The organism is Streptomyces sp. NBC_01260, from assembly GCF_036226405.1.
Lineage (GTDB): Bacteria > Actinomycetota > Actinomycetes > Streptomycetales > Streptomycetaceae > Streptomyces > Streptomyces laculatispora.
This window is the reverse complement of the sequence record NZ_CP108464.1, coordinates 2,354,179-2,380,944: the sequence shown is the minus strand read 5'-3', so window position 1 is coordinate 2,380,944 and position 26,766 is coordinate 2,354,179. Positions and strand designations below refer to the sequence as shown.

Sequence of the window (26,766 nt, the reverse complement as noted above, 5' to 3'; positions counted from 1 at the left end):
CCGGATGACGGAGGCGGTACCGCTCAGTACATTCAAGTAAACCCTCGTTCACAACCAATCCAAGGGGCTGCGCCTCATGTCAGGAACGACCGGTACCACCTCTGTGATCGTCGCGGGCGCCCGTACGCCCATGGGCCGGCTCCTCGGCTCGCTGAAGAGCTTCTCCGGGGCCGACCTCGGAGCCTTCGCCATCAAGGCGGCGCTGGAGCGGGCCGGCATCGGCGGCGACCAGGTCGAGTACGTGATCATGGGCCAGGTGCTGCAGGCCGGGGCGGGGCAGATGCCGGCACGGCAGGCCGCGGTCAAGGCGGGCATCCCGATGAACGTTCCGGCGCTCACCGTCAACAAGGTGTGCCTCTCCGGGCTCGACGCCATCGCGCTGGCCGACCAGCTGATCCGCGCCGGTGAGTTCGACATCGTCGTGGCCGGCGGCCAGGAGTCCATGACGAACGCCCCGCACCTGCTCCCGAAGTCGCGCGAGGGCCACAAGTACGGCGCGATCGAGATGCTCGACTCCATGGCGCACGACGGCCTGACCGACGCCTACGAGAACATCCCGATGGGTGAGTCCACCGAGAAGCACAACACCCGCCTCGGGCTGGACCGCGCGGCCCAGGACGAGATCGGCGCCCAGTCCCACCAGCGGGCCGCCGCCGCCCAGAAGAACGGCCTCTTCGAGGCCGAGATCACCCCGGTCGAGATCCCGCAGCGCAAGGGCGACCCGGTCCTCTTCTCCAAGGACGAGGGCATCCGGGCCGAGACGACCGCGGAGTCCCTCGGCAAGCTGCGCCCCGCCTTCGCCAAGGACGGCACGATCACCGCGGGCACCTCCTCGCAGATCTCCGACGGCGCCGCCGCGGTCGTCGTCATGAGCAAGGCCAGGGCCGAGGCGCTGGGCCTGGACTGGATCGCCGAGATCGGCGCCCACGGCAATGTGGCGGGCCCGGACAACTCGCTCCAGTCCCAGCCGTCCAACGCGATCCGGCACGCCCTCAAGAAGGAGGGCATCGGCGTCGAGGACCTCGACCTCATCGAGATCAACGAGGCGTTCGCGGCCGTCGCCGTCCAGTCCATGAAGGACCTCGGCGTGACCTCCGACAAGGTCAACGTCAACGGCGGCGCCATCGCGCTCGGTCACCCGATCGGGATGTCCGGCGCCCGCGTGGTGCTGCACCTGGCGCTGGAGCTGAAGCGGCGCGGCGGCGGCACCGGAGCGGCGGCGCTGTGCGGCGGCGGCGGTCAGGGCGATGCGCTGATCCTCCGCGTTCCGGGCAAGTAGCACGTAGTACGCAGAAACACGCAGCGAGCGAGGAGACGGAGCGGTGATGGTGGACGTCCCCACCCTGGTGGAGCAGGCCCGCGAGGGCAGGCCGCGGGCCGTGGCCCGGCTCATCTCCCTGGTGGAGGGGGCATCGCCGCAGCTGCGCGAGGTGATGGCGGCCCTGGCGCCGCTGGCGGGCAACGCCTATGTGGTCGGCCTGACCGGATCGCCCGGTGTCGGCAAGTCGACATCCACGTCGGCGCTCGTCTCCGCGTACCGGCGGCAGGGCAAGCGGGTCGCCGTGCTCGCCGTCGACCCGTCGTCGCCCTTCTCCGGCGGCGCCCTGCTCGGCGACCGGGTCCGGATGTCGGACCACGCCTCCGATCCGGGCGTCTACATCCGCTCCATGGCCACCCGCGGACATCTGGGCGGCCTCGCCTGGTCGGCACCGCAGGCGATCCGGGTGCTGGACGCGGCCGGCTGCGACGTGATCCTGGTGGAGACCGTGGGCGTCGGCCAGTCGGAGGTGGAGATCGCCTCCCAGGCCGACACCTCCGTCGTCCTGCTCGCCCCCGGTATGGGCGACGGCATCCAGGCGGCCAAGGCCGGAATCCTGGAGATCGGCGATGTGTACGTGGTCAACAAGGCCGACCGGGACGGTGCGGACGCCACCGCCCGCGAGCTCAACCACATGCTGGGCCTCGGGGCGTCCCGGGGCCCCGGCGACTGGCGGCCGCCGATCGTGAAGACGGTCGCCGCCCGGGGCGAGGGCATCGACGAGGTCGTCGAGGCGCTGGAGAAGCACCGGGCGTGGATGGAGGAGCACGGAGTGCTCGCCGAGCGGCGCGCGTCCCGCGCCGCCCACGAGGTCGAGACGATCGCGGTCACCCGGCTCCGCGAACGCATCGGCGACCTGCACGGCGACCGCCGCCTCGGCGCTCTCGCGGAGCGCATCGTGGCGGGCCGGCTCGACCCGTACACGGCGGCGGACGAACTGGTGGCGGGGCTGACCGGGGAGGCCTGAGCGGTTCCGCCCCCGTTCCCGGTGCGGCGTGCGGGCCGCACCGGGAACGGGCCCGGCCGGACCCGGAAGCGGCGCACTCCCGCCCCATGGCTGACAACACGTCAGCCGTGGGGCGGGAGTGCGCCGTTCACGTCTTCCCGCCCTGCCGCACCCGCCCCGTCCGTGACACGATTGCCGCCGGTCACGTGTCATGCGTGCCAGGGGGGGAGCGACACATGCTGGGTCCGCTGCGGGAGGACTCGCCCAGACGGATCGGCCCGTACGCGATACGGGCCCGGCTCGGCGCGGGCGGCATGGGGGAGGTCTTCCTCGGCGACCGGGGTGACGGGTCCGGCCCGGCCGCCGTCAAGACCGTCCGCCGCGACGTGGCGGGGGACCCCGGCTTCCGCGACCGCTTCCGCCGCGAGATCACCGTCGCCCGGTCCGTCACCGGGCCCCGTCTCGCTTCGCTGCTCGACGGGGACGCCGACGCCGAAGTGCCCTGGCTCGCCACCGAGTACGTCGCCGGACCCACCCTGTCCGCCGCCGTCCGGGGGGCGGGCGCGATGGACGAGGCCGAGGTGCGGATGCTGGGCGCCGGACTCGCCCGCGCCCTGGCGGCCGTCCACGCGGCGGGCATCGTCCACCGCGATGTCAAGCCCGGCAACGTGATGCTCGCCGCCGACGGTCCGCGCCTCATCGACTTCGGGATCGCCCGGGACGCCGGCAGCACCCCGCTCACCACCACCAGCCGGATGGTCGGCAGCCCCGCCTTCATGTCGCCGGAGCACGTGGCGGGCAGCGGACGCGTCGTCGCGGCCTCCGACGTCTTCTGCCTCGCCTCCGTGCTCTGCTTCGCCGCCACCGGCCGCGATCCGTTCGGGGACGGGCCCGTCGCCGCGGTCCTCTACCGGGTCAAGTACGTCGAGGCCGACCTGGAGGAGGTGCCCGAGGGGCTGCGCGCGGTCCTGGAGGACTGCCTGAGCGCCGACCCCGCCGCCCGCCCCACGGCCGCCGAACTGGCCGGCCGGCTCACCCCGGGCGCCGCCGCCGAGTGGCCCGCCCCGGTGGGCGGGCAGATCGCGGAGTACGGACGGGAGCTGGCCCGGGTCAGCGCGCTGGACGGGCCGCTGCTGCCGGGCTACACACCCACCGAGGCGGCCACGGGGAGCCGGGCGGCGCCCCATCAACTGCCCACGCGGGGGACGGATTTCGCGCCGGGTCTGCATGTGGCGCCCACCCAGGGACCGGGGCTGGGCGAGCCTCCGCGCTCCCGGCGGCGCCGCAACCTCGTGGCGGCCCTCGTCGCGCTCGCCCTGCTCGGAGCCGCGACCGGCGGCCTGCTGGCGCTGCGTGGCGGCGACGAGGGCGGCGACGGCGATCCGGAGAAGCCGGCCGCGGTGCTCGCCGGCATCGACGCCCAGGGCGGCCGGGAGGGCTCCGGCACCGTCCCGTACGGCCGTGACGTCCGCCCGGCCGGGTGGCACCCCTGGCGGAGCAGGGTGACCGGGCATCCGTTCGGCTGCGCGGCGGGCCGGGACGTGCTGGTCTGCCGCAACACGGCCGGCTCGTACGAGGCGCTCTCGCCGTCCGACGGAAAGAAGCTGTGGGACTACTCGGCCCGACTGGACGCCGATGAGGCCGGCGCCCGCATCAGCCCCACGGGGCAGGTCTTCATGCCGTCCGGATCGACCCGGCCCGCGGTCTACGGCGATCAGGTCCTGCTCGCCTCCGGAGACCGGCTCGTCTCGCTGGACTCCCGTACCGGGAAGGTCCGTTGGGAGGTCCGCGCAGGTTCCGCCCACGGCTTCGAGAGCGCACCGCTGGTGGCCGACGGATTGGTCTTCGCGGCTGTCGGCCCCACCCCGCAAGGTGCCCGGATCGCAGGGTTCGACCTCGCCACCGGCAAGGAGAAGTGGCGCAGACCGCTGGTGGGCGAGGACCTCGCGAAGGCCGAGGGGTACGACTTCTGGCCGCTGGCCACCAGGGACAAGATGCTCTACCTGCTCGGCCAAGGCGGGCTGCGCGCCCTGCGCACCGAGGACGGCGCGGAGCTCGGCCGCGCGACGGGCGAGCAGACCTCCCAGTGCCACGACGCGCTCGTCCGCGCCCCGCACGTCTACTGCGCCGCGTACACGTACTCCACCGAGGGCGAGCACATGGCCGTCCAGCGGCTCGGCACCCCCTCGCTCGAATCCGCCGGTGAGATCCCGCTGCCGGACGAACTCACCGACGGGGCCGGGCTCGTCGCCGTGGACGACCACGTGGTCGTCCTGGTCCGGGGCGCCCGCCCCTGGGAGGAGGACGACATCGACCCGGAGATCGTCCTGGCCCGGCGGGACGACGGCGCGGCCCTCGCCCGCTATCCGCTGGACCGGAGATCGTTCAGCAGCCGCATCAACGCAGTCTCGTCCCCGATGATCGTCGCGGACACCCTGGTGTGGGCGGACAGCACCAGTCTGTACAGCGTCGCCCTGCACAACGGGTCCAAGCCCGGTCCGCTGCGCACCACCGTGCTCAAGGGGGCGCCGGGGCCCGAACTGCGCAAGGACTACGACACGCTCCAGTGGGGGCTCCTCATGTCCGACGAGGTGCTGCCGCCGGAGGTCCTGCCGGTCGGCGGAGCCGTGTACGTCATTCACCACGGCGGCAGGGTGTTCTCCGTCCCGCTGCCCGGCGCGTCCGCCTCGTGATCGAACGCCTGGCCCCCGGCACCCGGACACGGATCGGCCCCTACCGGATTCTCGGCCTGCTCGGCGCGGGCGGCATGGGCGAGGTGTACCTGGCCCGGCCGGCCGGGGAGCCCGCCGGAGGACTTGTCGCGCTGAAGACCGTACGGGCCGAACTCGACCTGGACGACGGGTTCCGTGTCCGGTTCCGGCGGGAGACCGAGGCGGCGGCCGCCGTGCGCAGCCCCCGCACCGCCGCGTTCGTCGGGGGTGACTCGACGGGCCGGATTCCCTGGCTCGCCACCGAGTACGTCCCTGGCCCCTCGCTTGCCGAGGCGGTGGCCCGGGGCGGGCCGCTGCCCGAGCAGGTGGTGCGGGCCATGGGCACCGGCCTGGCCCTGGCGCTCGCCGACATGCACGCCGTACGGGTGCTGCACCGCGACCTCAAACCGGGCAACGTGCTCCTGGGCCCCGACGGGCCCAAGGTGATCGACTTCGGCATCGCCCAGGCCTTCGACGCCACGCAGCTGACCCGTACCGGGGTCGTGGTCGGCAGCCCCGGATACATCTCGCCCGAGCACGTCAACGGCTCGTCGGCGCTGGTGCCCGCCTCCGACGTGTTCTGTCTGGGCGCGGTGCTGGCGTTCGCGGCCGCGGGCCGCGGCCCGTTCGACGACTCCGACATGGCGGCGGTGATCTTCCGGATCGCCCGTGGGGAGGCCGAACTCTCCGGTGTGCCCTCTCCGTTGCGCGAGGTGATCACCCGGTGCCTCGATACGCGGCCCGAGGAGCGCCCCGCCCCGCGGGAGCTGGCCGCTCTGCTGCTCCCGGAGCAGCCGTCCGTCCCGTTCCCCTGGACACCGGGGGTACGGGCCCAGCAGGCCGAACACGAGCGGGCGGCCAGGGAGTGCGCCGACTCGGCACCGGCCGAGCCCGCGCCCGAGCCCGCCGTGCCGCCACTGCCGCCCCGCCCGCCGCTCGCCGCCGCCACCGCGCCCGGGGCCGGGACGGACGCGCCGGCGGGCCGCCGCCGGACGCTTCAGGTGGTGCTGGTGGCCCTGGCGGTCACGGTCTGCCTGCTGCTGGGCCATGCGCTCTGGCCGGACCCCGCCCCCCGGGGCGGTGACCCGGGGGGCGGCGCCCGGTCCACGGGTCCCGGCGCCGGTCCGTCCCACGCCGCCGGGGCCGTCGGCGTTCGCGCGCTTCCCCGGGCCGACAGCGGCCGGACCGGGGACTTCGGCAAGGCCGCAACCGACCAGTCCGTCCGGCCCGCGGGCTGGAAGGCGTGGCAGGCCACGGTCGAGGGCGCCGCGGGCGGCTGCAGCCTTGCCGAGTCGGCGCTGCTGTGCGGAGGATCGAAGGGGGTCACCGCGCTCGACGCGGCCGACGGCGAACAGCGCTGGCGGACCCCGGAGGGGGCACAGGGCGCCACGGCGGCCGTCGTCGCCGGCTTCACCAAGGGGACCGTGTACGCGTTCGTCGGCCACGCCCTGGTCGGCTACCGGATCACGGACGGCCGGGAGCAGTGGCGCGCGAAACTGCCCGCCGGGCACACCGGCTCGGCCGCCGTCCAGGACGGCACCACCCTCTACTACGCCACCCGCGGCGGCACCCCGGCCACCGGCAGGCTGGCCGCCCGCCGGCTCACGGGCGACCGGGGCGAACTGTGGAACAAGCCCTACGCCGGGACCCGGCCCACCCTGGTCGCCGACGACGGGCGGCTGGTCGTGGTCGCGGGAGACACCCGGATCCTCGACGGGCCGACGGGCACCGTGCAGGAGCAGCTCTCCGCGAACGACTTCCCCTGCCGGGACCCGGCGCTCAAGGGCCGCCTGCTGGTCTGCCGGGCGGTGGGGAGGGGAGTCGCCGTCATGAACGACGTGACCCGGCCCCGGGCACACCGGATCATCGCCGAGGGGATCGCGGTCCGATACCCGGTGGCGCTGACCGACGACGGGACCGTGGTGGTCGACAGCGACGATCGCCTGCACGCCTTCGACGTGGCCGACGGCCGTCCGAAGTGGTCGGGGAACCCGGTCTACCGGGGCGGCATTCCGTCGGTGGCGGGAGACCGGATCCTCGCGGCCAGGGGCTCGGGGGTGGGCACGTACCGGCGGACGGACGGGGAGCCGACGAACACCACCGGGTACACCGGCGTCCCCTACCCGCCCGAGGGCCCGCCGCAGCTGCTGGCCGTCGGTGACGTCGTGTTCCTCACCTTCGACGACGGCACGGTCGTCTCCGGTTACGTCCCCTAGGGTCTCTCGGCCGGCACCGCGGCGGTGCTTTCCTCAGTCGTCGTCCCGGTCGTCCCCGTCATGGTCCCCGTGGCCGTCGTGCGACCGGTCCACCGTGACCTTCGCCGTCTTCGCGTCGACGTTCAGCTCGTGTTCGCCGCCGTCCTTGCCCCGGACGTCGACCTCCCAGTGCACCGCCCCGCCGCTGCGGCCGTCGTGATCCTCCAGCTCGATCGAGGTCACCGTGCCCGGGGCCGTCCCGAGCGCGGCGCCGACCGCCCGGTCGAGCGTGACGGAGGTCTTGCGGGGCGCGTGCCGGTCGCCGTCGTCGTCGTTGTCGACGTGCTTGCCGAGCACCCTGCCGTTGCCCGGGTCCACCGTCACGTCGTGCCAGGCCTTGTCGGAGCCGTACACATCGAGCTCCCAGACGAGGCGGCCGTCCTCGTCGTCGAGCTCGGCCTCGGTCACCGTGCCCGGGACGGCCCGGACGGCGGCCTCGGCCGCGTCACCGACCGCGACGCGGGCGGCGTCACCGCTCGCCGTGCTGCTCCCGGCGGAGGTACGGGCGTCGCCGCCGTTGCTGTCGCCGCCCGCGAGGGCGACGGCCGTGGCAGCTCCGCCGCCGACGAGTACGGCCGCGGTGACGGCGGCGATGACGATCTTTCGCTTCATGAGGGGTCCTCCCCGATCGGATGGGTCCGTTGCGACGAGGTCCACACTGCCGGGGTGATGCTGAACGCAGCCTGAAGCCACCTGAAGCCCTCTTCAGCTTTCGTTTGCGAGGCTGTGCACATGCGCCTGTTGATCGTGGAGGACGAGAAGCGGCTGGCGATCTCCCTGGCCCGGGGGCTCACCGCCGAGGGATTCGCCGTGGATGTCGTGCACGACGGGCTCGAAGGGCTGCACCGGGCCTCCGAGGGCGCGTACGACCTCGTCGTCCTCGACATCATGCTGCCGGGGATGAACGGCTACCGGGTGTGCGCCGCGCTGCGCGCCGCCGGCCACGAGGTGCCCATCCTGATGCTGACGGCGAAGGACGGGGAGTACGACGAGGCGGAGGGGCTCGACACCGGTGCCGACGACTATCTGACCAAGCCGTTCAGTTACGTGGTGCTGGTGGCCCGGGTCCGCGCGCTGCTGCGCCGGCGCGGTGGTTCCGCCTCGCCGGTGGTCACCGTCGGCTCCCTGCGGATGGACACCGCCGCCCGCCGGGTCCGTCTCGGCGAGGACGAGGTCGTGCTCACGGCCAAGGAGTTCGCCGTGCTCGAACAGCTCGCGCTGCGGGCCGGGCAGGTGGTGAGCAAGGCGGAGATCCTGGAACACGTCTGGGACTTCGCCTACGACGGCGACCCGAACATCGTCGAGGTGTACGTGAGCACCCTGCGCCGCAAGCTCGGCGCGGCCGCCATCCGTACGGTGCGCGGCGCCGGCTACCGGCTGGAGGCGCTGTGAGATCGGTACGGGCCAGGGCGGCGCTCGGTGCGACGGTGGTCGTCGCCCTCGCGGTCGTCGCCGCCGGGCTCGGCGTGCTGCTGGTCCTGCGCGCCAACCTCACCGACCAGGCGGGCCTCCAGGCCGAGGTGGCGGCCCGCGAGACCGCCGGGCAGCTGGCCCTCGACGTGCCGTACGACAAGCTGGACATGGGCGACGAGGAGGACCATCCGGTCCAGGTGACCGACGAGGACGGCCGGGTGGTCGCCGTCTCCGAGGACCTGGACGCGATCTCCGGCACCGGCACCGACCGGGTCACCCCGCAGCCCGCGTCCGCCGTCCCGGAGAAGGGCGATGACCACGGTGGTCACGGTGGCCGCGACGACGACGATGACGACGGCGTGAGCGCCGACCCCGGCCGCGGTGAGGTCTCCACCGACGAACCGGACTTCCGCAACGGCGCCGCCACCGTCGACGGCGACACCGCCGACTACCGGTTCGCCTCCGTGGAGGCGACGAACTCCGCCGGGCTGACCCTGACCGTCCACGCGGGTGCCCCGCTCGCCGCGGAGCAGCGGGCCGTCGCGAGTGTGCGCGGCGCGATGCTGGCCGGGCTGCCCGTCGTGCTGCTCGTCGTCGCCGGGGTGACCTGGCTGGTGACCCGGCGGGCGCTCCGCCCGGTCGAGGGCATCCGGCGCGAGATGGCGGCGATCACCGCGTCCGAGGATCTGAGCAGGCGGGTGCCGGAGCCCGGTTCGCGCGACGAGATCGCCCGGCTGGCCCGTACCACCAACGAGACGCTCACCGCCCTGGAGGCCTCCGTCGACCGTCAGCGGCGCTTCGTCGCGGACGCCTCGCACGAACTGCGCTCCCCGATCGCCTCGCTCCGCACCCAGCTGGAGGTGGGTGCCGCGCACCCGGAGCTGCTGGACGTGGCGGGTGCGGTCGCCGACACCGTACGGCTCCAGGTGCTCGCCGCCGATCTGCTGCTGCTGGCCCGGCTGGACGCGGGGGAGCGGCCCGGGAAGGCGCGGCTGGACCTCGGCGCACTGGTCCGTGAGGAGGTATCGCAGCGCATCGGCGACCGGATCGCGGTGACGGTGTCCGTGCCGGAGCCGGGCGGGCTGGAAGTGACCGGTTCACGCGGGCAGTTGGCCCGGGTGATCGGCAATCTGCTGGACAACGCCGAGCGGCACGCGGAGAGTTCGGTGGCCGTCGCGGTGCGGGTGGAACGTGGTGGTGTGGTCGTCGAGGTCTCGGACGACGGGGCCGGGGTGCCGGAGGCGGAGCGCGAGCGGATCTTCGAACGCTTCGTGCGCCTCGACGACGCCCGCGCCCGCGACGACGGCGGGGCCGGTCTGGGCCTCGCCATCGCCCGCGATGTGGCCATCCGGCACGGGGGCCGGCTGACCGCGGCCGGTGCGGGGGAGCGCGGCGCCCGGTTCGAGCTGCGGCTGCCGGGCCCCCGCTGAGCGCCGCCCCCGGTGTTCCGGATCTTGCCTCAGACGCGGCGCGCGCGCAGATGGTCGGCGACCGGGGCGAGGGCCGCGTGCAGCTGCTCCAGCGCCTCCGGCGTCAGCAGGTCCATGAAGTGCTTGCGCACCGATGCCACGTGGTGCGGTGCCACCTTGCGCATCGTCTCCGCACCGGCCTCGGTGAGGACCGCGTACAGTCCCCGCCGGTCGGACTCGCAGTTCTCCCGGCGGACCAGGCCCGCGCTCTCCATACGGGTGATCTGGTGCGAGAGCCTGCTCTTGGACTGCAGGGTGGCGGTGGCGAGGTCACTCATCCGCAGGCGCTGGTCGTCGGACTCCGAGAGGTTGACGAGAATCTCGTAGTCGTTATTGGTCAGGCCGAACGGCTGGAGGTCCTTCTCCAGCTGGTGCATCAGCAGCCTGCTGACATCCAGGTGGGTGCGCCAGGCGCACTGCTCCGCGTTGCTCAGCCAGCGGGTGGCCGTCTCGGTCTCCATATATGGATTCTACCTAAGAAGTTGAAATCCGGACGAAATCATTCGCTGTGACACACGGCACGGGCCGGCCGGGGTTCCGCGGGCGCTGTACGGACGTCCGGCGTCACACTGCGCAGAGTACCGCTCACAACCCGAAGCGCCGTTGGAGGTCCCCCAGCTGGCCGGGGGCGCGGGGGGTGGACCCAGGTTGACCGCCGCCGCCCGGAACCCCCGGCTGCTGCGGCACCGCCCCCGTCGACTGCTCGGGCATCAGCACCTCGGTGGACTGGAGCAGCACCGTACCCGCGCCCACGAACTCGAACTGGTGCTCCTCGCCCGAGGCGCCGCCGATCCCGGTCATGGCGCGCAGTCCGCCCATCACCCCGGCCATGTAGCCGTGGTCGTAGTGGTGGCACGGCGAGGGGCAGTCCGCCCAGCCCACCAGCGCCTGCGGGTCGACCCGCAGCGGCGGCTCCATGAACACCACCGGGCCGTTGGACGCCGCGACGAACTTCCCGGTGCCGATCAGCGTCAGGAACCCCGGCACGATCGACTGCTTCAGCGCCAGAGTCGGCTGGTAGGCCAGCAGATTGCCGGAGCGGATCGTCAGGTTCCCGTCCTCCAGGTCGTAGGAGTTCACATCGAAGGCCCGGTCCGCGAGCAGCATCTTCCCGCTGCCCTCCGCCACCACCCAGTCGCTCGCGTGCAGCGGCGAGTGGAAGCTCGTACGGATCAGCCGCTCGAAGCGGCCGTGCCCGATGCCGTTGAACTCGATCCGCCCGTAGTAGGCGATCATCTTCCCCTTCTGCAGGAACCACTGGCTCCCCTTGAGCTCCACGCAGAAGGTGTACGAGTTGACGTTGTCGTCCGACGGCAGCGTCATCGGATCGAAGACCACGGGCGTGCTCACAGCTTCTCCTCCGACGCCTGGACGTACACCGCACCACTGCCGCTGAGCTCCAGCTGGAACGCCTCGCCGGAGCCGCGCCCCACCATGTCGCGCCAGCCGAGCGCGGTGGAGAGCTTGTTGCGCACGTCGCCGTGGTGGGCGACGTACGCCTGCGGATCCACATGCACCTCGCGGCCCGGCGCGATCGGCAGCTCGATCACCCCGCCGTGCGCCATCACCGCCACCGCGCCGTGCCCCTTGAGCGTCGTGGTGAACAGGCCCTGCCCGCTCACCTGGCCGCGCACCATGCCCATCACGCCGCCCTGCGAGCCCATGAACATCGTGCCCTGCTGGAGCGTGCCGTCGAAGGCGAGCAGCCGGTCGGCCTCCACGTAGAGGGTGTCCCCGGCCAGGTTGATCACCTGGATGTGATGGCCGCCGTGACCGAACATCACCGTGCCGCTCCCCTCGACCGTCATCAGCGGGGTCGCCTCGTTCGCCATCCGGCGGCCGATCATCGACATCACCCCGCCCTGACCGCCCTGGATGTTCGGGGTGAACGACACCTCGCCGCGGTAGGCCAGCATCGCGCCGCGCTGGCTGAACATCTTCTGGCCGGGGAGCACCGTCGCCTCGACCATCTTCGAGTTGATCTCGCGGAACGGCATCAGACATCGCCCCCGATCGTGTTCCGCTCGCTGGGCTGGACGTAGACGAGCCCCTCGCCCTCGAAGCGGATCTGGAAGGACTCGCCCGATCCCTCGCCCATCAGCGTCCGGAAGTTCACCCCGGACTGGAAGTGCTGCTGGAGGCTGCCCTGGTGGGCGATGTAGGCGCCCGGGTCGACGAAGAGCGGGTACTGGGCGGAGACCCGCAGGACCACGGCCGAGCCGTCCGACATGATCGCCGCCTGGCCGGTTCCCTCGACGGTGGTGGTGAACAGGCCGTTGCCCGTCGCACCGCCGCGCAGTCCGGTGAAAGTCGTGCCGGTACGCAGCCCTGCGTCGGTGCACAGGAGATTGCTCGCCTCGACGTACAGCTTCTCGCCGCGCAGCGAGACGAGATTGATCTCGCTCGCACGGTCGGCGAAGTAGCAGGTGCCCTGCCCGGTCACCTCCATCACGGCCATCTGCTCGCCGGTCAGCCGGCGGGTCACCATGCCGCGCAGGCCCTCACCGCCGCCGGTCATCTTCTTGAACGCCATCCGGCCGTCGTACGCGACCATCGAACCGTTCTTCGCCTTGACGGCGTCGCCGGTCAGGTCGACGGCGAGCGTCTTGCTGCCTTGGAGTCGGAACATTGCCACGGTGCGACGGTAGCCGCCGGAAATCGAACTCGTCCGGCGATTGGGTACAAGAAGTCCCCGAAGTGCGCGAAACGGCCCCCGCGGCACCGCCGGGCCGGTGCCGGTGCCACAATGGTCGCGCTTGTGCCTGCGTTCACAAGCTGTCACCGTCCTCCCACCGAAGGTGCCCCCGTGGACATCAAGACCGCTACCGCCCTGCACCGGCTGCGCCTCATCTCGATTCCCGAGGCGCTCTCCTTCCCGGCGCTGATCATCTTCGGATCGATCCTGAGCCGGGTCTCGGACATCGACTTCCTGATGATGCCGCTCGGCATCCTGCACGGCGTGCTCTTCGTGATCTACGCCGTCCTGCTGCTGGACGTCTGGTCCAAGACCAAGTGGCCGCTCAAGCGCGTCGCGTTCTTCTTCCTGCTCGCGCTGCTGCCGTTCGGCGGGCTGTACGGCGACAAGGCGCTGAAGCGCTACGAGGCCGACGGCGTCATCGCCGCCCGCGCCCGCCGGGAAGGCACGGTCAGCGCATGATCGTCGCCTTTTCCGTCAGCCCGCTGGGTGTCGGCGAGGACGTCGGTGATTACGTCGCCGACGCCGTCCGCGTCGTCCGCGAGTCCGGGCTGCCCAACCGGACGGACGCCATGTTCACCTCCATCGAGGGGGAGTGGGACGAGGTCATGGACGTCGTCAAGCGCGCCGTCGAGGCCGTCGAGGCGCGGGCCGGACGGGTCTCCCTCGTCCTGAAGGCCGACATCCGCCCCGGTGTGACCGACGGTCTGACCTCCAAGGTCGAGACGGTCGAGCGGTACCTCGCCGGCTGACGCCCCCGCCCTGTACCCCGTGAGCCCCCCGCCGCAGCCGGCCGGGGGCTCACGTCATTCCCGCGCCCCGTGCTGCGGTACCGCCAGGGCGATCCCGAGCGGCGTCCGCTCGTACAGCACCTGGTGGCCGTACCTGCGCGACGTCAGCAGTCCCGCGGACCGCAGCACCGACAGATGCTCCGACACGGTGGACGGCGCGAGGCCGAGCCGGTGGGCGAGCGCGCTGGTGCCGGCCGGTTCGTCGAGCGCGCACAGCACGTCGGCGCGGGCCCGGCCGAGCAGCCGGGCGAGCACGCCCGGGGTGCGGTCGCCAGGCTCCGTCCACAGTCCGCCGATGCCGCGGGCCGGATAGATGACCGCGGGCAGCCAGGGCGCCTCGAACCCGCCGACCACATTCGGCCAGGCGAAGACGCTGGGCATCAGCACGAGGCCCTGCCCGCCGAGCACCCGGGAGTGCCGGCCGGCCGTGCGGGCGATGGTGAGCGTCGACTCCGACCAGCTCAGCTGCGGGCTCAGTTCACCCAGCAGCCGCTCGAAGCCGACCGCGGCGAGCCGTCGCGAGTGATACGCCACATCCGCCTCCAGCAGGGCCCGCAGCCGCGGCCAGTGCGGTTCGATCAGTACCCGCCAGGCCTGCTCCAGCAGATCGGCCAGCTCCCGCACCGTCCGCGCGGGATCGGCCAGCAGCGCCTGCCCGGCGGGGGAGTCCAGCGCTCCGGGCCGGTCGGACAGCGCCCAGGCCATGTCCTCCCGGGCCAGCTGAGGGTCGACCGCCCGCACCCCCGCGATCTCCTCCTCGAACGAGGCCAGGGGCCCCAGCGGAGGCGGGCAGAAGAAGTCCGGGCTGTGACCGCTCTCGTTCATCAGGAGCCACAGCGGCCCGAGGTCGAGCCCGGCGGCCGCGTGCCGGATCCGGCGCAGCCACGGCAGCTGGTAGCCCTGACGCTCCGGCGTGGCCAGCACCCGCACGGCGGCCTGCGTCTCCCCGAGCGGGGAGAGCGCGAACCGGCAGCGGAGCAGATCGCTCTCGTCGAAATGCAGATGGAACGGCATACGCGGGCCTCGGAAGATTCGGTGTGGACCGAAAGTCTACGGAGCGGCTGCCCCGCTCCCGCAGGCTGCGTCCATGCCGAGAGACACCGACCCCCTGGCGGGCGGCCCCCGCGACGCGCCGGACACACCCCGCGAACGGCCGGACCCGCACCGGGCCGGGCCGCCCGCCCTGCGCCCCGCGAGCACCATCCGCACCGGAGCGGCCCCTCTCCCGGCACCGCACCCGGAGCGCGCCGGTCCCCCCGACCCGAGCGAACCGGCCGCGCTCCGGGCCACCGCCCCGCTCACTTCCCCGCCCGCCGGGGGAGCGCCGCGCGGCTACCGTGCCGTCTTCGCCGTCCGCGAGTTCCGGGCCGTCTTCGCCGCGCACCTGCTCTCGCTGCTCGGCGTCGTGGTCAGTGAGCTGGCGCTCACCGTCCTCGTGTACGAACTCACCGCATCGCCGCTGCTCAGCGCCCTCACCTTCGCGCTCGGCATGTTGCCCTACCTCGTCGGCGGCACCCTGTTCAGCGGGATCGCCGACCGCTACCCCGCCCGCCGGGTCCTGGTCACGTGCGACCTGATCTGCGCGGGCTGCGTCGCCGTGATGGTGCTGCCGGGCACCCCCGTCGCCGCACTGCTGGTGCTGCGCTGCCTGGTGGCCGCGGTGTCGCCCGTCTTCACCGGCACGAGGATGGCCGCGCTCGCCGACATCCTCGGCGAGGACGACCTGTACGTACTGGGCCGCTCGCTGCTGCGGATCGTCTCGCAGAGCGCGCTGCTCGCCGGCTTCGGCGTGGGCGGGCTGCTGCTGGCGGTGGTCGCGCCGCGCGGCGCGATCACGATCACCGTCGCCACCTTCCTCGGCTCGGCCGCCCTCCTCCGCCTCGGCACCCGGAACCGGCCCGCCCGGGCCGGCGGCGGTCAGGGCGGCACCCTGCTCAGGGAGTCGCTCTCCGGGGCCCGCCTCGTCCTCGGCAACCGCCGGATCCGCGCTCTGCTGCTGCTCTTCTGGCTGCCCCCGGCGTTCGTCGTCGCCCCGGAGGCGCTGGCCGCCCCCTACGCCGACGAGATCGGCGCGGGCACCGTCGCGCTCGGGCTGCTGATGTGCGCGATGCCGGTCGGCCAGATCGCCGCCGAGCTGTACGTGGGCGCGGTGCTGAGCCCGCGCGTCCGCTCCCTGATCGTGCTGCCGGTCGCGGCGGTGGGGCTGCTGCCCTTCCTGCTGTACGGGGTCAGTCCCGGCATCGTGCCGATCGCCGTCGCGCTGGTGCTGGCCGGTGCGGGGTCGGCGTACATCATCGGGCTCGACCAGTGGTTCGTCGAGGCCGTACCGGACGAGCTGCGCGGCCGGGCCATGACCTTGCTCACCGCCGGACTGATGACGCTCCAGGGCGCGGGCATGGCCCTCGCGGGGCTGGCCGCCGAGTTCTTCCCGGTGCACCAGGTGGTCGCCGGGGCCGGAGTCCTGGGCACCCTGTGCCTGCTGCTGCTCGTGGCGGAGGTCCGCAGAACCGCACCCACCCACCATATTCGTACCGAAGTTCGAGATGGGGAGGACCAGCATATGGCCAGTGGGTAAGGTCGATGCCGTGCCGAAGCCGCTCAGTCTCCCCTTCGATCCCATCGCCCGCGCCGACGAACTCTGGCAGCAGCGCTGGGGTCCGGTCCCCTCCATGGGGGCGATCACCTCGATCATGCGTGCGCAGCAGATCCTGCTCGCGGAGGTCGACGCGGTGGTCAAACCGTACGGGCTGACCTTCGCACGGTACGAGGCGCTGGTCCTGCTCACCTTCTCCAAGGCCGGTGAGCTGCCGATGTCCAAGATCGGCGAGCGGCTGATGGTCCACCCCACGTCCGTCACGAACACCGTGGACCGGCTGGTGCGCTCCGGACTGGTCGACAAGCGCCCCAACCCGAACGACGGCCGCGGCACGCTCGCCTCCATCACGGACAAGGGCCGCGAGGTCGTCGAGGCCGCCACCGAGGACCTGGTCGCGATGGAGTTCGGGCTCGGGGCCTACGACGCCGAGGAGTGCGGCGAGATCTTCGCCCTGCTGCGGCCGCTGCGGATCGCGGCCCAGGACTTCGAGGAGATCTGAGAGACGGGATTCCGGGCCCCGGCCCGCTGCAAGATCGCCCCGGGCGGCCGGTTAGGCTCGATGGCATGAAACGCAGCGTGCTGACCCGGTACCGGGTGATGGCCTACGTCACCGCCGTCATGTTGCTGGTGCTCTGCACCTGCATGATCTTCAAGTACGGCTTCGACACCGGTGAGGGCCTGACGCTCGTCGTCTCGCAGCTCCACGGCGTGCTCTACATCATCTACCTGGTCTTCGCCTTCGACCTCGGCTCCAAGGCGAAGTGGCCGATGGGCAAGCTGCTCTGGGTGCTGATCGCCGGCACGATCCCGACGGCCGCGTTCTTCGTCGAGCGCAAGGTCGTCCGTGAGGTCGAGCCGCTGCTCGCGGACGCCGCCCCGGTCCCCGCGAAGGCCTGAGGCGCACCTTCCGTACGCGTTTCGAACCGCCCCGCGCAAAGCGCTGGGCGGTTTGCCATCGACATTTACTAGGACGTCCTAGTAAATTCGTACCATGGACGCTGACGCGATCGAGGAAGGCCGCCAACGCTGGCAGGCCCGTTACGACAAGGCCCGCAAGCGTGACGCGGACTTCACCACGCTCTCCGGGGACCAGGTCGAGCCCGCGTACGGCCCCCGGCCCGGGGACGCGTACGAGGGGTTCGAGCGGATCGGCTGGCCCGGTGAGTACCCGTTCACCCGCGGGCTCCACCCGACCGGCTACCGCGGCCGCACCTGGACGATCCGCCAGTTCGCCGGCTTCGGCAACGCCGAGCAGACCAACGAGCGCTACAAGATGATCCTGGCCGCGGGCGGCGGCGGGCTGAGCGTCGCCTTCGACATGCCGACGCTGATGGGGCGCGACTCGGACGACCCCCGCGCGCTCGGCGAGGTCGGCCACTGCGGTGTGGCCATCGACTCCGCCGCCGACATGGAGGTCCTCTTCAAGGACATCCCGCTCGGTGACGTCACGACGTCGATGACGATCAGCGGCCCGGCCGTGCCCGTCTTCTGCATGTACCTGGTCGCCGCCGAGCGCCAGGGCGTCGACCCGGCCGTGCTCAACGGCACGCTCCAGACGGACATCTTCAAGGAGTACATCGCGCAGAAGGAGTGGCTCTTCCAGCCCGAGCCCCATCTGCGCCTCATCGGCGACCTGATGGAGCACTGCGCCCGCGACATCCCCGCCTACAAGCCGCTCTCCGTCTCCGGCTACCACATCCGCGAGGCCGGAGCCACGGCCGCGCAGGAGCTGGCGTACACCCTCGCCGACGGCTTCGGCTACGTGGAGCTCGGTCTCTCCCGCGGGATGGACGTCGACACCTTCGCACCCGGCCTCTCCTTCTTCTTCGACGCGCACCTGGACTTCTTCGAGGAGATCGCCAAGTTCCGCGCGGCCCGCCGGATCTGGGCCCGCTGGATGAAGGAGACGTACGGCGCGAAGACCGACAAGGCGCAGTGGCTCCGCTTCCACACCCAGACCGCCGGGGTCTCGCTCACCGCCCAGCAGCCGTACAACAACGTCGTACGGACCGCGGTCGAGGCGCTCTCCGCCGTCCTCGGCGGCACCAACTCCCTGCACACCAACGCCCTCGACGAGACCCTCGCGCTCCCCTCCGAGCAGGCCGCAGAGATCGCCCTGCGCACCCAGCAGGTGCTGATGGAGGAGACCGGCGTCGCCAACGTGGCCGACCCGCTGGGCGGTTCCTGGTACGTGGAGCAGCTCACCGACCGGATCGAGGCGGACGCCGAGAAGATCTTCGAGCAGATCAGGGAGCGCGGCACCCGGGCCCACCCGGACGGGCAGCACCCGATCGGGCCGATGACCTCCGGCATCCTGCGCGGCATCGAGGACGGCTGGTTCACCGGCGAGATCGCCGAATCCGCCTTCCGCTACCAGCAGTCGCTGGAGAAGGGCGACAAGCGGGTCGTCGGCGTCAACGTCCATCACGGTTCGGTGACCGGGGACCTGGAGATCCTGCGGGTCAGCCACGAGGTCGAGCGCGACCAGGTCAGCGAGCTCGCCGGCCGCAAGGGCGGCCGCGACGACGCCCGGGTGGGTGCCGCGCTGGACGCGATGCTGGCCGCCGCCCGCGACGGCTCCAACATGATCGCCCCGATGCTCGACGCCGTACGGGCCGAGGCGACCCTCGGTGAGATCTGCGGGGTGCTGCGAGAGGAATGGGGCACCTACACGGAGCCGCCCGGCTTCTGACAGGTAGTTGGTAGTTACAGGTGTCACCTCCAGGGGCCCGGGTAGGCGCAGCCGCGATACTCGTATCCCTCTGGAGGAACACAGTGAGACTGTCCGGGAGAATGACAGCGGCCGCGGGCGCCGCACTCGCCGTACTCGGAACGCTGCTGGTCAGCGGTTCGACGGCGGTCAGCGCCGCACCGGCACCGAAGCCGAGGGTGCAGGACGCCTTCGACTCGCTCGGCCCGGATGTGAAGGCCGCGAAGCTCTCCGGCGGCCGGACCGCGCACTACATCGACGAGGGGCGCCGGGGCGGTACCCCGGTCCTCTACATCGGCGGCACCGGCACCAGCGCGCGCGCCGCGCACATGACGGACTTCTTCCGGTCCACCCGGGAGTCGTTCGGCATCCGGCTGATCTCCGTGGAGCGCAACGGCTTCGGCGACACGGAGTACGACCCGTCCCTCGGCAAGGCCGACTTCGCGAAGGACGCCCTGGAGGTCCTGGACCGGATCGGCGTCAAGAAGGTCTCGGTGATCGCGATCTCCGGCGGCGGACCGTACGCCGCCGAGCTCGCCGCCCGCGCCCCCGGCCGGATCAAGGCCCTCCATCTGGCCGCCGCGCTCCCGCCGTACGGCGAGAAGGCCGCGTACTGCGGTCTGAGCGACGACGCGCTCGCCGACGCGGTCAAGGACTCGATCGCCGACCCGCGCTCCTGGTGGGCGTTCCCCGACGACAGTGCCGTCAAGTCCATCCCGGGATTCGCCGACACCGCGTACGAGGAGGGCGCCCGCACGTACAACCAGCGCGGCCAGAAGTCCGATCCGGCCCCGCAGGTGCACGAGCAGAAGCTCTACTGCGAGCGCCCCGGCCCCGACCTGTCGAAGCTGAAGGCACCCGTCTACCTGTACGGCGGCGACAAGGACACCACCGTCCCGCCGGCCAGCCTCGCCACCTGGCGCAAGGCGCTGCCGGTCACCCCGGTGGTCCGTACGTACGCCGACTCCGGCCATGACGTCCAGTACCGCCACTGGGACCAGATCCTGGTGGACCTGGCCGGACAGGGCGACCGCACCGTCGTCTGCCACAACGACCGCACCAAGCTGATGACGCCGAAGCGGGCGGACCGTCTGGTCTCCGCGGACAAGGCCACGCTGGGCAGCTGCGCCTGGCAGAAGTAGCCCGCGGCGCTATCCGGCGGCGGCGGCGCCCAGCCCCGTCAGGAGCAGCAGGGTGAAGCGCCGGGCCCAGTCGGCATCGACGGGCTCGGCGCTCACCAGCGCCCGGTGCACCACCGCGCCGGCGATCACGTCGAAGATCAGATCCGCCGTCAGCGCCGCCGTGACCTCGTCCTGCTCCACCGGCAACTCGCCCCGGTCCTGAGCCCGTTGGCGGCCCTGGAGCACCAGCCGCTTCTGCCGGTCCACGATCGAGTCGCGGATCCGGCTCCGCAGCGCCTCGTCCCGGGTCGACTCCGCGACCACCGCCATCAGCGCGGTCCGGGTCTCCGGCCGCTCCAGCAGCGCGGCGAACTGGAGCACCACCGCCTGCACATCGGCGGACAGGCTGCCCAGATCCGGCAGCTCCAGCTCGTCGAAGAGGACCGCGACCGCGTCCACGACCAGCTCGTTCTTGCCCGCCCAGCGCCGGTAGAGCGTCGTCTTGGCGACCCCGGCCCGCGTCGCCACGTCGCCCATCGTCAGCTTCGACCAGCCCAGGTCGACCAGCGAGGCTCTGGTCGCCTCCAGGATCGCCTCATCGGCCGCGGCATTGCGCGGACGTCCCGTTCGTGCGGGTTTGGGGTGGCTGTGGCTCAGCATGACGCGACCATACCCGCCAGTAGCTAGTGCCGACCGGCCCCGTTCGCCGTGAGACAGATCACCGGGCACTCCTGTGCAGCGGGGGTGGCGGCCAGTTACGCTACGGGTCGTAGCGTAAGAACAACGGCCCGGCCGTTGTGGCGCCACGGACGAACGACAGCCACAGGCGCCGGGTGGGGACCGGGTGCCGAACCGGGTCTTTCAGGGGCCCTCGGACCGTGTCTGTCCGTACACCTCGCACACCGGCGGGGGTCACGGATGGGCGCGGTTCACGTATCGCTTTCCGGATCGGTGCGCCAAGGGGGGAGGATGTACGTATGCAGCCTAGGAACATGTCCATGAGCGGCGTCGTCGACCTCGCCGCGGTGAAGGCGGCCGGTGAGGCCAAGGTGAAGGCGGAGCAGGCCCGTGCCGAGTCCGCCCGGCAGGGTGGCCCCGCAGCCGTACCCGCTTCCTCCCTCGTGTTCGACGTCGACGAGGCGGGCTTCGAGAACGACGTCCTGCAACGCTCCGCCGAAGTCCCCGTCGTCATCGACTTCTGGGCCGAGTGGTGCGAGCCGTGCAAGCAGTTGGGGCCGCTCCTGGAGCGGCTGGCCCAGGAGTACAACGGCCGCTTCGTGCTGGCCAAGGTCGATGTCGACGCCAACCAGATGCTGATGCAGCAGTTCGGGATCCAGGGCATCCCGGCGGTCTTCGCGGTCGTGGCCGGTCAGGCGTTGCCGCTCTTCCAGGGCGCGGCCCCCGAGTCCCAGATCCGGCAGACCCTGGACCAGCTGATCCAGGTCGGCGAGGAGCGGTTCGGACTCACCGGCATCGTCGTCGACCAGGACGCGGCGGCTCCCGACGCGGCCGCGCAGGAGCCCGCCCCGGTACCCGTCGGCCCGTACGACGCCCTGCTGGAGGCGGCCGCGCAGGCGCTGGACGCCAATGACTTCGCGGGCGCCGTCCAGGCGTACAAGAACGTCCTCTCCGACGAACCGGCCAACAGCGAGGCCAAGCTCGGCCTCGCCCAGGCGGAGCTCCTGGCCCGGGTCCAGAAGACGGACCCGCAGCAGGTCCGCAAGGACGCCGCCGAGAACCCGGCCGATGTGCCGGCCCAGCTCGCCGCGGCCGACCTGGATCTGGTGGGCGGTCATGTCGAGGACGCGTTCGGGCGTCTCGTCGAGACGGTCCGCCGGACTTTCGGTGACGACCGCGACCGGGTACGGGTGCGGCTGCTGGAGCTCTTCGAGGTGATCGGCCCCGATGATCCCCGAGTCGGCGCCGCACGCACCGCCCTCGCACGCGTCTTGTTCTGATCTGACAACACGGCCGCGACTCCTCCCCGGAGTCGCGGCCGTTTTCGCGTCGGGGCGATAAGAGAGGCCCTCGCTTTACCAAATCTTGATAAAAGCACGGGCTGTTACTCCGAGTAAATCGCACACTGGGATCTGTCCGATTTCGCTCGTCAATGCCGTGATTCGTCTGCGGGTCCGGGGCAACCGTGTGTGGCCGGTCGGTACCGCCCGGTCGTGGGCGGGTTATCGCGCCGTTACCAGTGAGTAACGAGCCCCCTTGTGTCACGGCCGCGAATGGACCACGATCGGCCACGCTCGGTCCAATACCGCCAGTCCGGCTGCCAGTCGGTGCCGGCGGCTCCGTTGGGTCCCCACCGGGTGGGCCGGCGGCAGTGGTGCCGGCTCCGGACAGGGGGGTTCCTGCTGACTCGCAGGGCCTGTCCGAAGAGGTTGCGCGAACGCGTGGCCAGTGGTTGTCGCTCGGGGGTGATCGCCGGTGATTCGGGCGCGGTTCACGTCCCGTTCGCGGGCGCTCTCCTTTCCGAGGACGTAGCACTTCTCCCATCCCAGGTCGGGCAGGATGCCAGACCGGAGATGTACGTCCGAGAAGGAGGAAAAGTATGAGTTCCCAGGTTCGCGGTGGCACGAGATGGAAGCGTTTCGCTGTCGTCATGGTGCCGAGCGTCATAGCCACCGCCGCGGTGGGTGTGGGTCTGGCACAGGGCGCGCTCGCCGCGTCGTTCAGCGTGTCCGGGCAGGACTTCAAGGTCACGGCCGATGAGCTCCACGGCTACGACTTCGTGCAGTACGGCAACGTGGCCGCCGAACGCGGCTCCGACCCCAAGCTCCCGGGCGGGGGGCACGCCGTGGCGGTGTCGGGCTTCAGCAAGGCCACCATCACGAACATGTGCCAGTCGGTCGCCACACCCAACCTGCCGTTTGGCCTCGGCACCGTCACCATGAGGCTGGAGGCGGGTGGCAAGGGCCACGATCCTGTCTACGCCGAGGGCCTCTACCTCGATGTGTCGCAGCTCGACGCCGACGCCAAGTTCAAGAACATCGACATCGGTGTGGCCGCGGGTTCGCTGCCGCGCACGGACAAGGGCACGGGCATCCAGCCCGGCACCCAGGCCAACCCCAACGGGTTCTCCCAGCGCGCCGAGGAGGCCGTGCTGACCGGCGTCAAGCAGAAGGCGTGGGCCACGACGGCCGGCACCTTCAACCTCAGCGGTCTGAAGCTGCGCCTGCACAAGGGCACAGACACGGAGTGCTACCACTAGGCACCCGCCAGGGTGGCCGGGGGACGCACTGCCTTCCGGCCACCCACCCTTCTCTTTCTCACGGCAGTACCGGTTCCAGGGAGCTGTTTTCCATGAGCCCCGAATCCCAAGGGCAGAACGAGCACTACCTCAGCGTCTTCCGGCGGACGTTCCGCACCTGGCGGGGTAACCGGCCGTTCTGGGCGGGTCTGTTCACCATGCTGGGCGGAGTACCCATCGCGTACTTCCCGTACGCGAACATGCACCTCGGCAACGTGACGCTGGCCATGTCCACCACCGCGGGCGCCGGGTCGCTCATCATCGGAGTCCTGCTCATCACGCTGGGCCTGACGATGTGGTTCCACAGCATCGTCCGAGTGTTCGCGGGCGTCGCGGCGATCCTCCTCGCGCTGATCTCGATCCCCGTCGCCAACATCGGCGGCTTCCTGATCGGCTTCCTCTTCGCCCTGCTCGGCGGCGCGCTCTCCCTCTCCTGGGCTCCTGGTGAGCCGGGGACGGACGAGGCCGCGCCCGCGGCGGGAGTTCCCGCCGAAGCGGCACCGGAGGGCCTCTCGTTCACGAAGGACGAGCAGACCGCCGAACACTCCGGGGGCGAGCTCTACGGGAGCGCCGTTCCCCAGCAGGAGCAGGCGAAGTACGACACGACAGTCGAGGTCGACGGCGGGAGCCATCGTGCGGGGTGACGACAATCAGGCGGACACCGTGGGCGCGAGCGGGCTCCAGGAGCGAAGAGGGCCCCGCCACGCCGCCCCCAAGAGGTCACTGCTGACGAAGCTCCACATGCCCGCGGGCAAGAAGGCGTTCGCGCTCGCCGCGATGCCGACCGCGGTGTTCGTCGGCATGGGGCTCACTCCGAAGCTGGCGATGGCCGACGACAACGCGGACATCCCCTTCGCGCCGGGCCCCTGCGTGACCCGCTCCGACGAGCCGAGCGAGTCGCCGTCGCCCTCCGCGTCCGCGACGAAGTCGCCCTCCCCGTCCGCCACCGCGAGCGACAAGGCCACGCCGGACAAGAGCGACGGGGCCACCCCGAAGCCCTCGTCCAGCCCGTCGGCGAGCACCTCGGGCGACAAGGGAACCGACAAGGCGACCGGTTCGGCGAAGAAGAGCACCGACGCCGAGGTCGCGAAGCCGAGCGCGACCCCTTCGCCCACCAAGTCGAAGAACCCGCTCGACCCGCTGGGGCTGGGCGACGCCCTCAAGGACCTCTTCGACGGACCGGACAAGGAGACGGCCAGTCCGTCCCCGAGCGCCACCACCGCGTCCCCGAAGCCGTCCGCGAGCGCCACCGGCAAGGCGAAGACGGACAAGGCCGACAAGCCCGTCGAGAAGGCCACGGACGCCGCGAAGGACACGGTCGACAAGACCACCGACGCCATCCGCGAGGCGGCGGGCAAGGCCGGCAAGCCGGTCGAGGAGCTGGACAAGGACGTCAAGGGACTCGACCCCAAGAAGGACGAGGACATCCCGGACGGCGCCAAGCCCTCCTTCCCGTGCCCGACCGCCGACCCGAAGGCACTGGCCGCGGCCGATCTGGAGCAGGGCATCCCCCGGCTCCCGAACGACCCGTGGATCCTGGAGAGTTCGCTGCTCACCCTGAGCGGACTCGACTACAAGGGCATCGTGGAGGTGGAGAAGGGTGACGGCAGCACGAAGAAGGTGCTGAAGTTCACCGCCTCCTCGGTCGACATCAAGGACCTCCACCAGCTGACGGTCGGCCCGCAGTCGGGCGTCACCGGTCATGTGAAGGCGCGGAAGGGGTCCACCTCCACCATCCGCGACGGCACGGTGACGATGTACACGGAGGAGCTGAAGGGCAACCTCTTCGGCCTCATCCCGATCACGTTCAGCCCCGAGACCCCGCCCCCGCTGAACGTGCCGTTCGCCTTCTTCACCCACGTGAAGGTGACGCAGGCCGGCCAGTTCGGCGGCACGCTGACGGTGCCGGGACTCCAGAACTACTTCACGGGCGGCAACGGCTAGTCCTGTGATGCACGAGGCGAGGGCGGTGCCCCGGTTCCTGGGAACCGGGGCACCGCCCTCGCCTCGTGTACGGGACCGCTGTGCGGTCAGTCGCGGCCCTGGCCGCCCACGTGGTGCACGCGCACCATGTTGGTCGTGCCCGGGACGCCGGGGGGCGAGCCGGCCGTGATGACCATCGTGTCGCCGGCGTTGTAGCGGTTCAGCTTCAGCAGCTCCGCGTCGACCAGCTCCACCATCGCGTCCGTGTTGTCCACGTGCGGGACCACATGGGCCTCGACGCCCCAGCTGAGGGCCAGCTGGTTGCGGGTGGACTCGTCGGTGGTGAAGGCCAGAATGGGCTGGGCCGCGCGGTAGCGGGAGAGGCGGCGGGCGGTGTCGCCGGACTGGGTGAAGGCGACCAGGGCCGCACCGTTCAGGAAGTCCGCGATCTCGCAGGCCGCACGGGCCACCGAACCGCCCTGGGTGCGGGGCTTCTTGCCCGGCACCAGCGGCTGGAGGCCCTTGGAGAGCAGCTCCTCCTCGGCGGCGACGACGATCTTCGACATCGTCTTGACCGTCTCGATCGGGTACGCGCCCACGGAGGACTCCGCGGAGAGCATGACCGCGTCCGCTCCGTCCAGGATCGCGTTCGCGACGTCGGACGCCTCGGCGCGGGTCGGACGGGAGTTGGTGATCATCGACTCCATCATCTGGGTCGCGACGATCACCGGCTTGGCGTTCCGGCGGCAGAGTTCCACCAGGCGCTTCTGCACCATCGGGACCTTCTCCAGCGGGTACTCGACGGCGAGGTCGCCACGGGCGACCATCACACCGTCGAACGCCGCGACGACGCCCTCCATGTTCTCGACGGCCTGCGGCTTCTCGACCTTGGCGATGACGGGGACCCGGCGGCCCTCCTCGTCCATGATCTTGTGGACGTCCTTGACGTCACCGGCGTCCCGGACGAAGGAGAGCGCGACCAGGTCGCAGCCCATCTTCAGGGCGAAGCGGAGGTCGTCGATGTCCTTCTCGGACAGGGCCGGGACGTTGACCGCGGCGCCCGGCAGGTTGATCCCCTTGTGGTCGGAGATCACCCCGCCCTCGATGACGATGGTGCGGACCCGGGGGCCGTCGACGGAGACGACCTTCAGCTCGACGTTGCCGTCGTTGATCAGGATCGGGTCGCCCTTGGCGACGTCGCCGGGCAGGCCCTTGTAGGTGGTGCCGCAGATCGACTTGTCCCCGGGGACGTCCTCGGCGGTGATGACGAACTCGTCCCCGCGGACCAGTTCGACAGGGCCCTCGGCGAACTTCGCCAGGCGGATCTTCGGGCCCTGGAGGTCGGCGAGTACGCCGACCGCCCGGCCGGTCTCGGCGGCGGCCTTGCGGACCCGGTCGTAACGACCCTGGTGCTCCGCGTGGGAACCGTGACTGAAGTTGAATCGGGCCACGCTCATGCCGGCCTCGATCAGAGCGACGAGCTGCTCATGGGAGTCGACGGCGGGACCGAGGGTGCAGACGATTTTGGAACGGCGCATGAGGCGGATCCTATCGGTTTGTTT

The 26,766-nt window shown here is 71.5% G+C and carries 25 protein-coding genes; 17 read left to right on the top strand and 8 right to left on the bottom strand.

All coding sequences use genetic code 11. From position 1 onward, the window contains the following. Positions 1-76: 76 nt before the first annotated feature. The 4 genes from OG322_RS10105 (at position 77) to OG322_RS10090 (ending at position 7,191) form a co-directional block, all read left to right on the top strand. Positions 77-1,279 carry an acetyl-CoA C-acetyltransferase gene (locus OG322_RS10105; protein WP_124285052.1) on the top strand — a complete coding sequence of 401 codons (1,203 nt, stop codon included), beginning with the start codon at positions 77-79 and terminating at the stop codon, positions 1,277-1,279. Between the two features lie 46 nt (positions 1,280-1,325). Continuing rightward, complete coding sequence (gene meaB, locus OG322_RS10100; RefSeq protein WP_123461703.1) at positions 1,326-2,285, top strand: methylmalonyl Co-A mutase-associated GTPase MeaB; 960 nt, start codon at positions 1,326-1,328, stop codon at positions 2,283-2,285. Positions 2,286-2,500: 215 nt separating this feature from the next. After that, positions 2,501-4,957 (top strand): serine/threonine-protein kinase, encoded by a 2,457-nt coding sequence (locus OG322_RS10095; RefSeq protein ID WP_329306318.1) that lies wholly within the window; start codon positions 2,501-2,503, stop codon positions 4,955-4,957. After that, entirely contained in the window at positions 4,954-7,191 is a 2,238-nt protein-coding gene (locus OG322_RS10090; protein ID WP_329306317.1) for a protein kinase domain-containing protein, read from the top strand. The genes OG322_RS10095 and OG322_RS10090 overlap by 4 nt, the downstream gene beginning before the upstream one ends. Positions 7,192-7,224: 33 nt before the next feature. Here the strand turns inward: OG322_RS10090 and OG322_RS10085 are convergent, their stop codons facing one another. Further along, positions 7,225-7,842, bottom strand: a complete 618-nt coding sequence (locus OG322_RS10085; RefSeq protein ID WP_123461705.1) for a PepSY domain-containing protein — start codon at positions 7,840-7,842, stop codon at positions 7,225-7,227. A 120-nt stretch (positions 7,843-7,962) separates the two neighbouring features. On the opposite strand from OG322_RS10085, the gene OG322_RS10080 reads away from it, so the two are divergent. Together OG322_RS10080 and OG322_RS10075 are read left to right on the top strand one after the other, a co-directional pair. Continuing rightward, positions 7,963-8,622: a response regulator transcription factor gene (locus OG322_RS10080; RefSeq protein ID WP_123461706.1), complete on the top strand. Its 660-nt coding sequence runs from the start codon at positions 7,963-7,965 to the stop codon at positions 8,620-8,622. Next, positions 8,619-10,073, top strand: coding sequence for a sensor histidine kinase (locus OG322_RS10075; protein ID WP_329306316.1), 1,455 nt, complete (start codon positions 8,619-8,621; stop codon positions 10,071-10,073). Before OG322_RS10080 ends, OG322_RS10075 begins: the two co-directional genes overlap by 4 nt. Before the next feature lie 29 nt (positions 10,074-10,102). On the opposite strand, the gene OG322_RS10070 is transcribed toward OG322_RS10075, so the two are convergent. The 4 genes from OG322_RS10070 to OG322_RS10055 all read right to left on the bottom strand — a co-directional run bounded on the left by OG322_RS10070 (position 10,103) and on the right by OG322_RS10055 (position 12,741). After that, entirely contained in the window at positions 10,103-10,573 is a 471-nt protein-coding gene (locus OG322_RS10070; RefSeq protein WP_123461708.1) for a MarR family winged helix-turn-helix transcriptional regulator, read from the bottom strand. Positions 10,574-10,697: 124 nt separating this feature from the next. Beyond that, positions 10,698-11,462 carry an AIM24 family protein gene (locus tag OG322_RS10065; RefSeq protein ID WP_123461709.1) on the bottom strand — a complete coding sequence of 255 codons (765 nt, stop codon included), beginning with the start codon at positions 11,460-11,462 and terminating at the stop codon, positions 10,698-10,700. Beyond that, positions 11,459-12,109 carry an AIM24 family protein gene (locus OG322_RS10060; RefSeq protein ID WP_124285056.1) on the bottom strand — a complete coding sequence of 217 codons (651 nt, stop codon included), beginning with the start codon at positions 12,107-12,109 and terminating at the stop codon, positions 11,459-11,461. The genes OG322_RS10065 and OG322_RS10060 overlap by 4 nt, the downstream gene beginning before the upstream one ends. Beyond that, positions 12,109-12,741, bottom strand: coding sequence for an AIM24 family protein (locus OG322_RS10055; protein ID WP_123461711.1), 633 nt, complete (start codon positions 12,739-12,741; stop codon positions 12,109-12,111). The genes OG322_RS10060 and OG322_RS10055 overlap by 1 nt, the downstream gene beginning before the upstream one ends. Before the next feature lie 177 nt (positions 12,742-12,918). Between OG322_RS10055 and OG322_RS10050 the strand changes: the two genes are divergently transcribed. Both OG322_RS10050 and OG322_RS10045 read left to right on the top strand, forming a co-directional pair. After that, positions 12,919-13,269: a DUF3817 domain-containing protein gene (locus OG322_RS10050; protein ID WP_123461712.1), complete on the top strand. Its 351-nt coding sequence runs from the start codon at positions 12,919-12,921 to the stop codon at positions 13,267-13,269. Next, entirely contained in the window at positions 13,266-13,559 is a 294-nt protein-coding gene (locus OG322_RS10045) for an MTH1187 family thiamine-binding protein (protein ID WP_123461713.1), read from the top strand. The genes OG322_RS10050 and OG322_RS10045 overlap by 4 nt, the downstream gene beginning before the upstream one ends. 54 nt (positions 13,560-13,613) lie before the next feature. Here the strand turns inward: OG322_RS10045 and OG322_RS10040 are convergent, their stop codons facing one another. Beyond that, positions 13,614-14,612: an ArsR/SmtB family transcription factor gene (locus tag OG322_RS10040; protein WP_123461714.1), complete on the bottom strand. Its 999-nt coding sequence runs from the start codon at positions 14,610-14,612 to the stop codon at positions 13,614-13,616. A gap of 73 nt (positions 14,613-14,685) precedes the next feature. Here OG322_RS10040 and OG322_RS10035 point away from each other — a divergent pair, with 73 nt between their 5' ends. The 5 genes from OG322_RS10035 (at position 14,686) to OG322_RS10015 (ending at position 20,046) form a co-directional block, all read left to right on the top strand. After that, positions 14,686-16,173, top strand: coding sequence for an MFS transporter (locus OG322_RS10035; RefSeq protein WP_185095400.1), 1,488 nt, complete (start codon positions 14,686-14,688; stop codon positions 16,171-16,173). A 10-nt stretch (positions 16,174-16,183) separates the two neighbouring features. After that, the gene (locus OG322_RS10030; protein WP_123462495.1) at positions 16,184-16,693 is read left to right on the top strand and encodes a MarR family winged helix-turn-helix transcriptional regulator; all 510 of its coding nucleotides are present in this window, start codon (positions 16,184-16,186) and stop codon (positions 16,691-16,693) included. A 65-nt stretch (positions 16,694-16,758) separates the two neighbouring features. Then, complete coding sequence (locus OG322_RS10025; RefSeq protein ID WP_124285057.1) at positions 16,759-17,091, top strand: DUF3817 domain-containing protein; 333 nt, start codon at positions 16,759-16,761, stop codon at positions 17,089-17,091. Between the two features lie 94 nt (positions 17,092-17,185). Beyond that, on the top strand, positions 17,186-18,886 hold the full coding sequence (locus OG322_RS10020) for an acyl-CoA mutase large subunit family protein (RefSeq protein ID WP_123461716.1): 1,701 nt from the start codon (positions 17,186-17,188) through the stop codon (positions 18,884-18,886). A 101-nt stretch (positions 18,887-18,987) separates the two neighbouring features. Next, positions 18,988-20,046 carry an alpha/beta fold hydrolase gene (locus tag OG322_RS10015; RefSeq protein ID WP_329306315.1) on the top strand — a complete coding sequence of 353 codons (1,059 nt, stop codon included), beginning with the start codon at positions 18,988-18,990 and terminating at the stop codon, positions 20,044-20,046. A gap of 9 nt (positions 20,047-20,055) precedes the next feature. Here OG322_RS10015 and OG322_RS10010 read toward each other — a convergent pair whose 3' ends face one another. After that, positions 20,056-20,685, bottom strand: a complete 630-nt coding sequence (locus tag OG322_RS10010; protein WP_123461718.1) for a TetR/AcrR family transcriptional regulator — start codon at positions 20,683-20,685, stop codon at positions 20,056-20,058. A 317-nt stretch (positions 20,686-21,002) separates the two neighbouring features. On the opposite strand from OG322_RS10010, the gene OG322_RS10005 reads away from it, so the two are divergent. From OG322_RS10005 to OG322_RS09990, 4 genes are all read left to right on the top strand, one after another. Next, positions 21,003-21,983, top strand: a complete 981-nt coding sequence (locus OG322_RS10005) for a tetratricopeptide repeat protein (protein WP_329306314.1) — start codon at positions 21,003-21,005, stop codon at positions 21,981-21,983. 599 nt (positions 21,984-22,582) lie between these two features. After that, a complete protein-coding gene (locus tag OG322_RS10000) occupies positions 22,583-23,242 on the top strand; it encodes a DUF6230 family protein (RefSeq protein ID WP_123461720.1) in 660 nt (219 codons plus the stop codon). Positions 23,243-23,334: 92 nt separating this feature from the next. Beyond that, positions 23,335-23,925: a DUF6114 domain-containing protein gene (locus tag OG322_RS09995; RefSeq protein WP_123461721.1), complete on the top strand. Its 591-nt coding sequence runs from the start codon at positions 23,335-23,337 to the stop codon at positions 23,923-23,925. Then, positions 23,915-25,225, top strand: a complete 1,311-nt coding sequence (locus OG322_RS09990) for a hypothetical protein (protein ID WP_266410916.1) — start codon at positions 23,915-23,917, stop codon at positions 25,223-25,225. The genes OG322_RS09995 and OG322_RS09990 overlap by 11 nt, the downstream gene beginning before the upstream one ends. 86 nt (positions 25,226-25,311) lie before the next feature. On the opposite strand, the gene pyk is transcribed toward OG322_RS09990, so the two are convergent. Continuing rightward, on the bottom strand, positions 25,312-26,742 hold the full coding sequence (gene pyk / locus OG322_RS09985; RefSeq protein ID WP_124285065.1) for a pyruvate kinase: 1,431 nt from the start codon (positions 26,740-26,742) through the stop codon (positions 25,312-25,314). Positions 26,743-26,766: the final 24 nt, after the last annotated feature.

Coding starts and splice junctions, on each gene's coding strand:
- OG322_RS10105 (WP_124285052.1), top strand. CDS start 77: ATGTCAGGAACGACCGGTACCACCTCTGTGATCGTCGCGGGCGCCCGT.
- meaB (WP_123461703.1), top strand. CDS start 1,326: ATGGTGGACGTCCCCACCCTGGTGGAGCAGGCCCGCGAGGGCAGGCCG.
- OG322_RS10095 (WP_329306318.1), top strand. CDS start 2,501: ATGCTGGGTCCGCTGCGGGAGGACTCGCCCAGACGGATCGGCCCGTAC.
- OG322_RS10085 (WP_123461705.1), bottom strand. CDS start 7,842: ATGAAGCGAAAGATCGTCATCGCCGCCGTCACCGCGGCCGTACTCGTC.
- OG322_RS10080 (WP_123461706.1), top strand. CDS start 7,963: ATGCGCCTGTTGATCGTGGAGGACGAGAAGCGGCTGGCGATCTCCCTG.
- OG322_RS10070 (WP_123461708.1), bottom strand. CDS start 10,573: ATGGAGACCGAGACGGCCACCCGCTGGCTGAGCAACGCGGAGCAGTGC.
- OG322_RS10060 (WP_124285056.1), bottom strand. CDS start 12,109: ATGCCGTTCCGCGAGATCAACTCGAAGATGGTCGAGGCGACGGTGCTC.
- OG322_RS10055 (WP_123461711.1), bottom strand. CDS start 12,741: ATGTTCCGACTCCAAGGCAGCAAGACGCTCGCCGTCGACCTGACCGGC.
- OG322_RS10045 (WP_123461713.1), top strand. CDS start 13,266: ATGATCGTCGCCTTTTCCGTCAGCCCGCTGGGTGTCGGCGAGGACGTC.
- OG322_RS10040 (WP_123461714.1), bottom strand. CDS start 14,612: ATGCCGTTCCATCTGCATTTCGACGAGAGCGATCTGCTCCGCTGCCGG.
- OG322_RS10035 (WP_185095400.1), top strand. CDS start 14,686: ATGCCGAGAGACACCGACCCCCTGGCGGGCGGCCCCCGCGACGCGCCG.
- OG322_RS10025 (WP_124285057.1), top strand. CDS start 16,759: ATGAAACGCAGCGTGCTGACCCGGTACCGGGTGATGGCCTACGTCACC.
- OG322_RS10020 (WP_123461716.1), top strand. CDS start 17,186: ATGGACGCTGACGCGATCGAGGAAGGCCGCCAACGCTGGCAGGCCCGT.
- OG322_RS10015 (WP_329306315.1), top strand. CDS start 18,988: ATGACAGCGGCCGCGGGCGCCGCACTCGCCGTACTCGGAACGCTGCTG.
- OG322_RS10010 (WP_123461718.1), bottom strand. CDS start 20,685: ATGCTGAGCCACAGCCACCCCAAACCCGCACGAACGGGACGTCCGCGC.
- OG322_RS10005 (WP_329306314.1), top strand. CDS start 21,003: ATGCAGCCTAGGAACATGTCCATGAGCGGCGTCGTCGACCTCGCCGCG.
- OG322_RS10000 (WP_123461720.1), top strand. CDS start 22,583: ATGAGTTCCCAGGTTCGCGGTGGCACGAGATGGAAGCGTTTCGCTGTC.
- OG322_RS09995 (WP_123461721.1), top strand. CDS start 23,335: ATGAGCCCCGAATCCCAAGGGCAGAACGAGCACTACCTCAGCGTCTTC.
- pyk (WP_124285065.1), bottom strand. CDS start 26,742: ATGCGCCGTTCCAAAATCGTCTGCACCCTCGGTCCCGCCGTCGACTCC.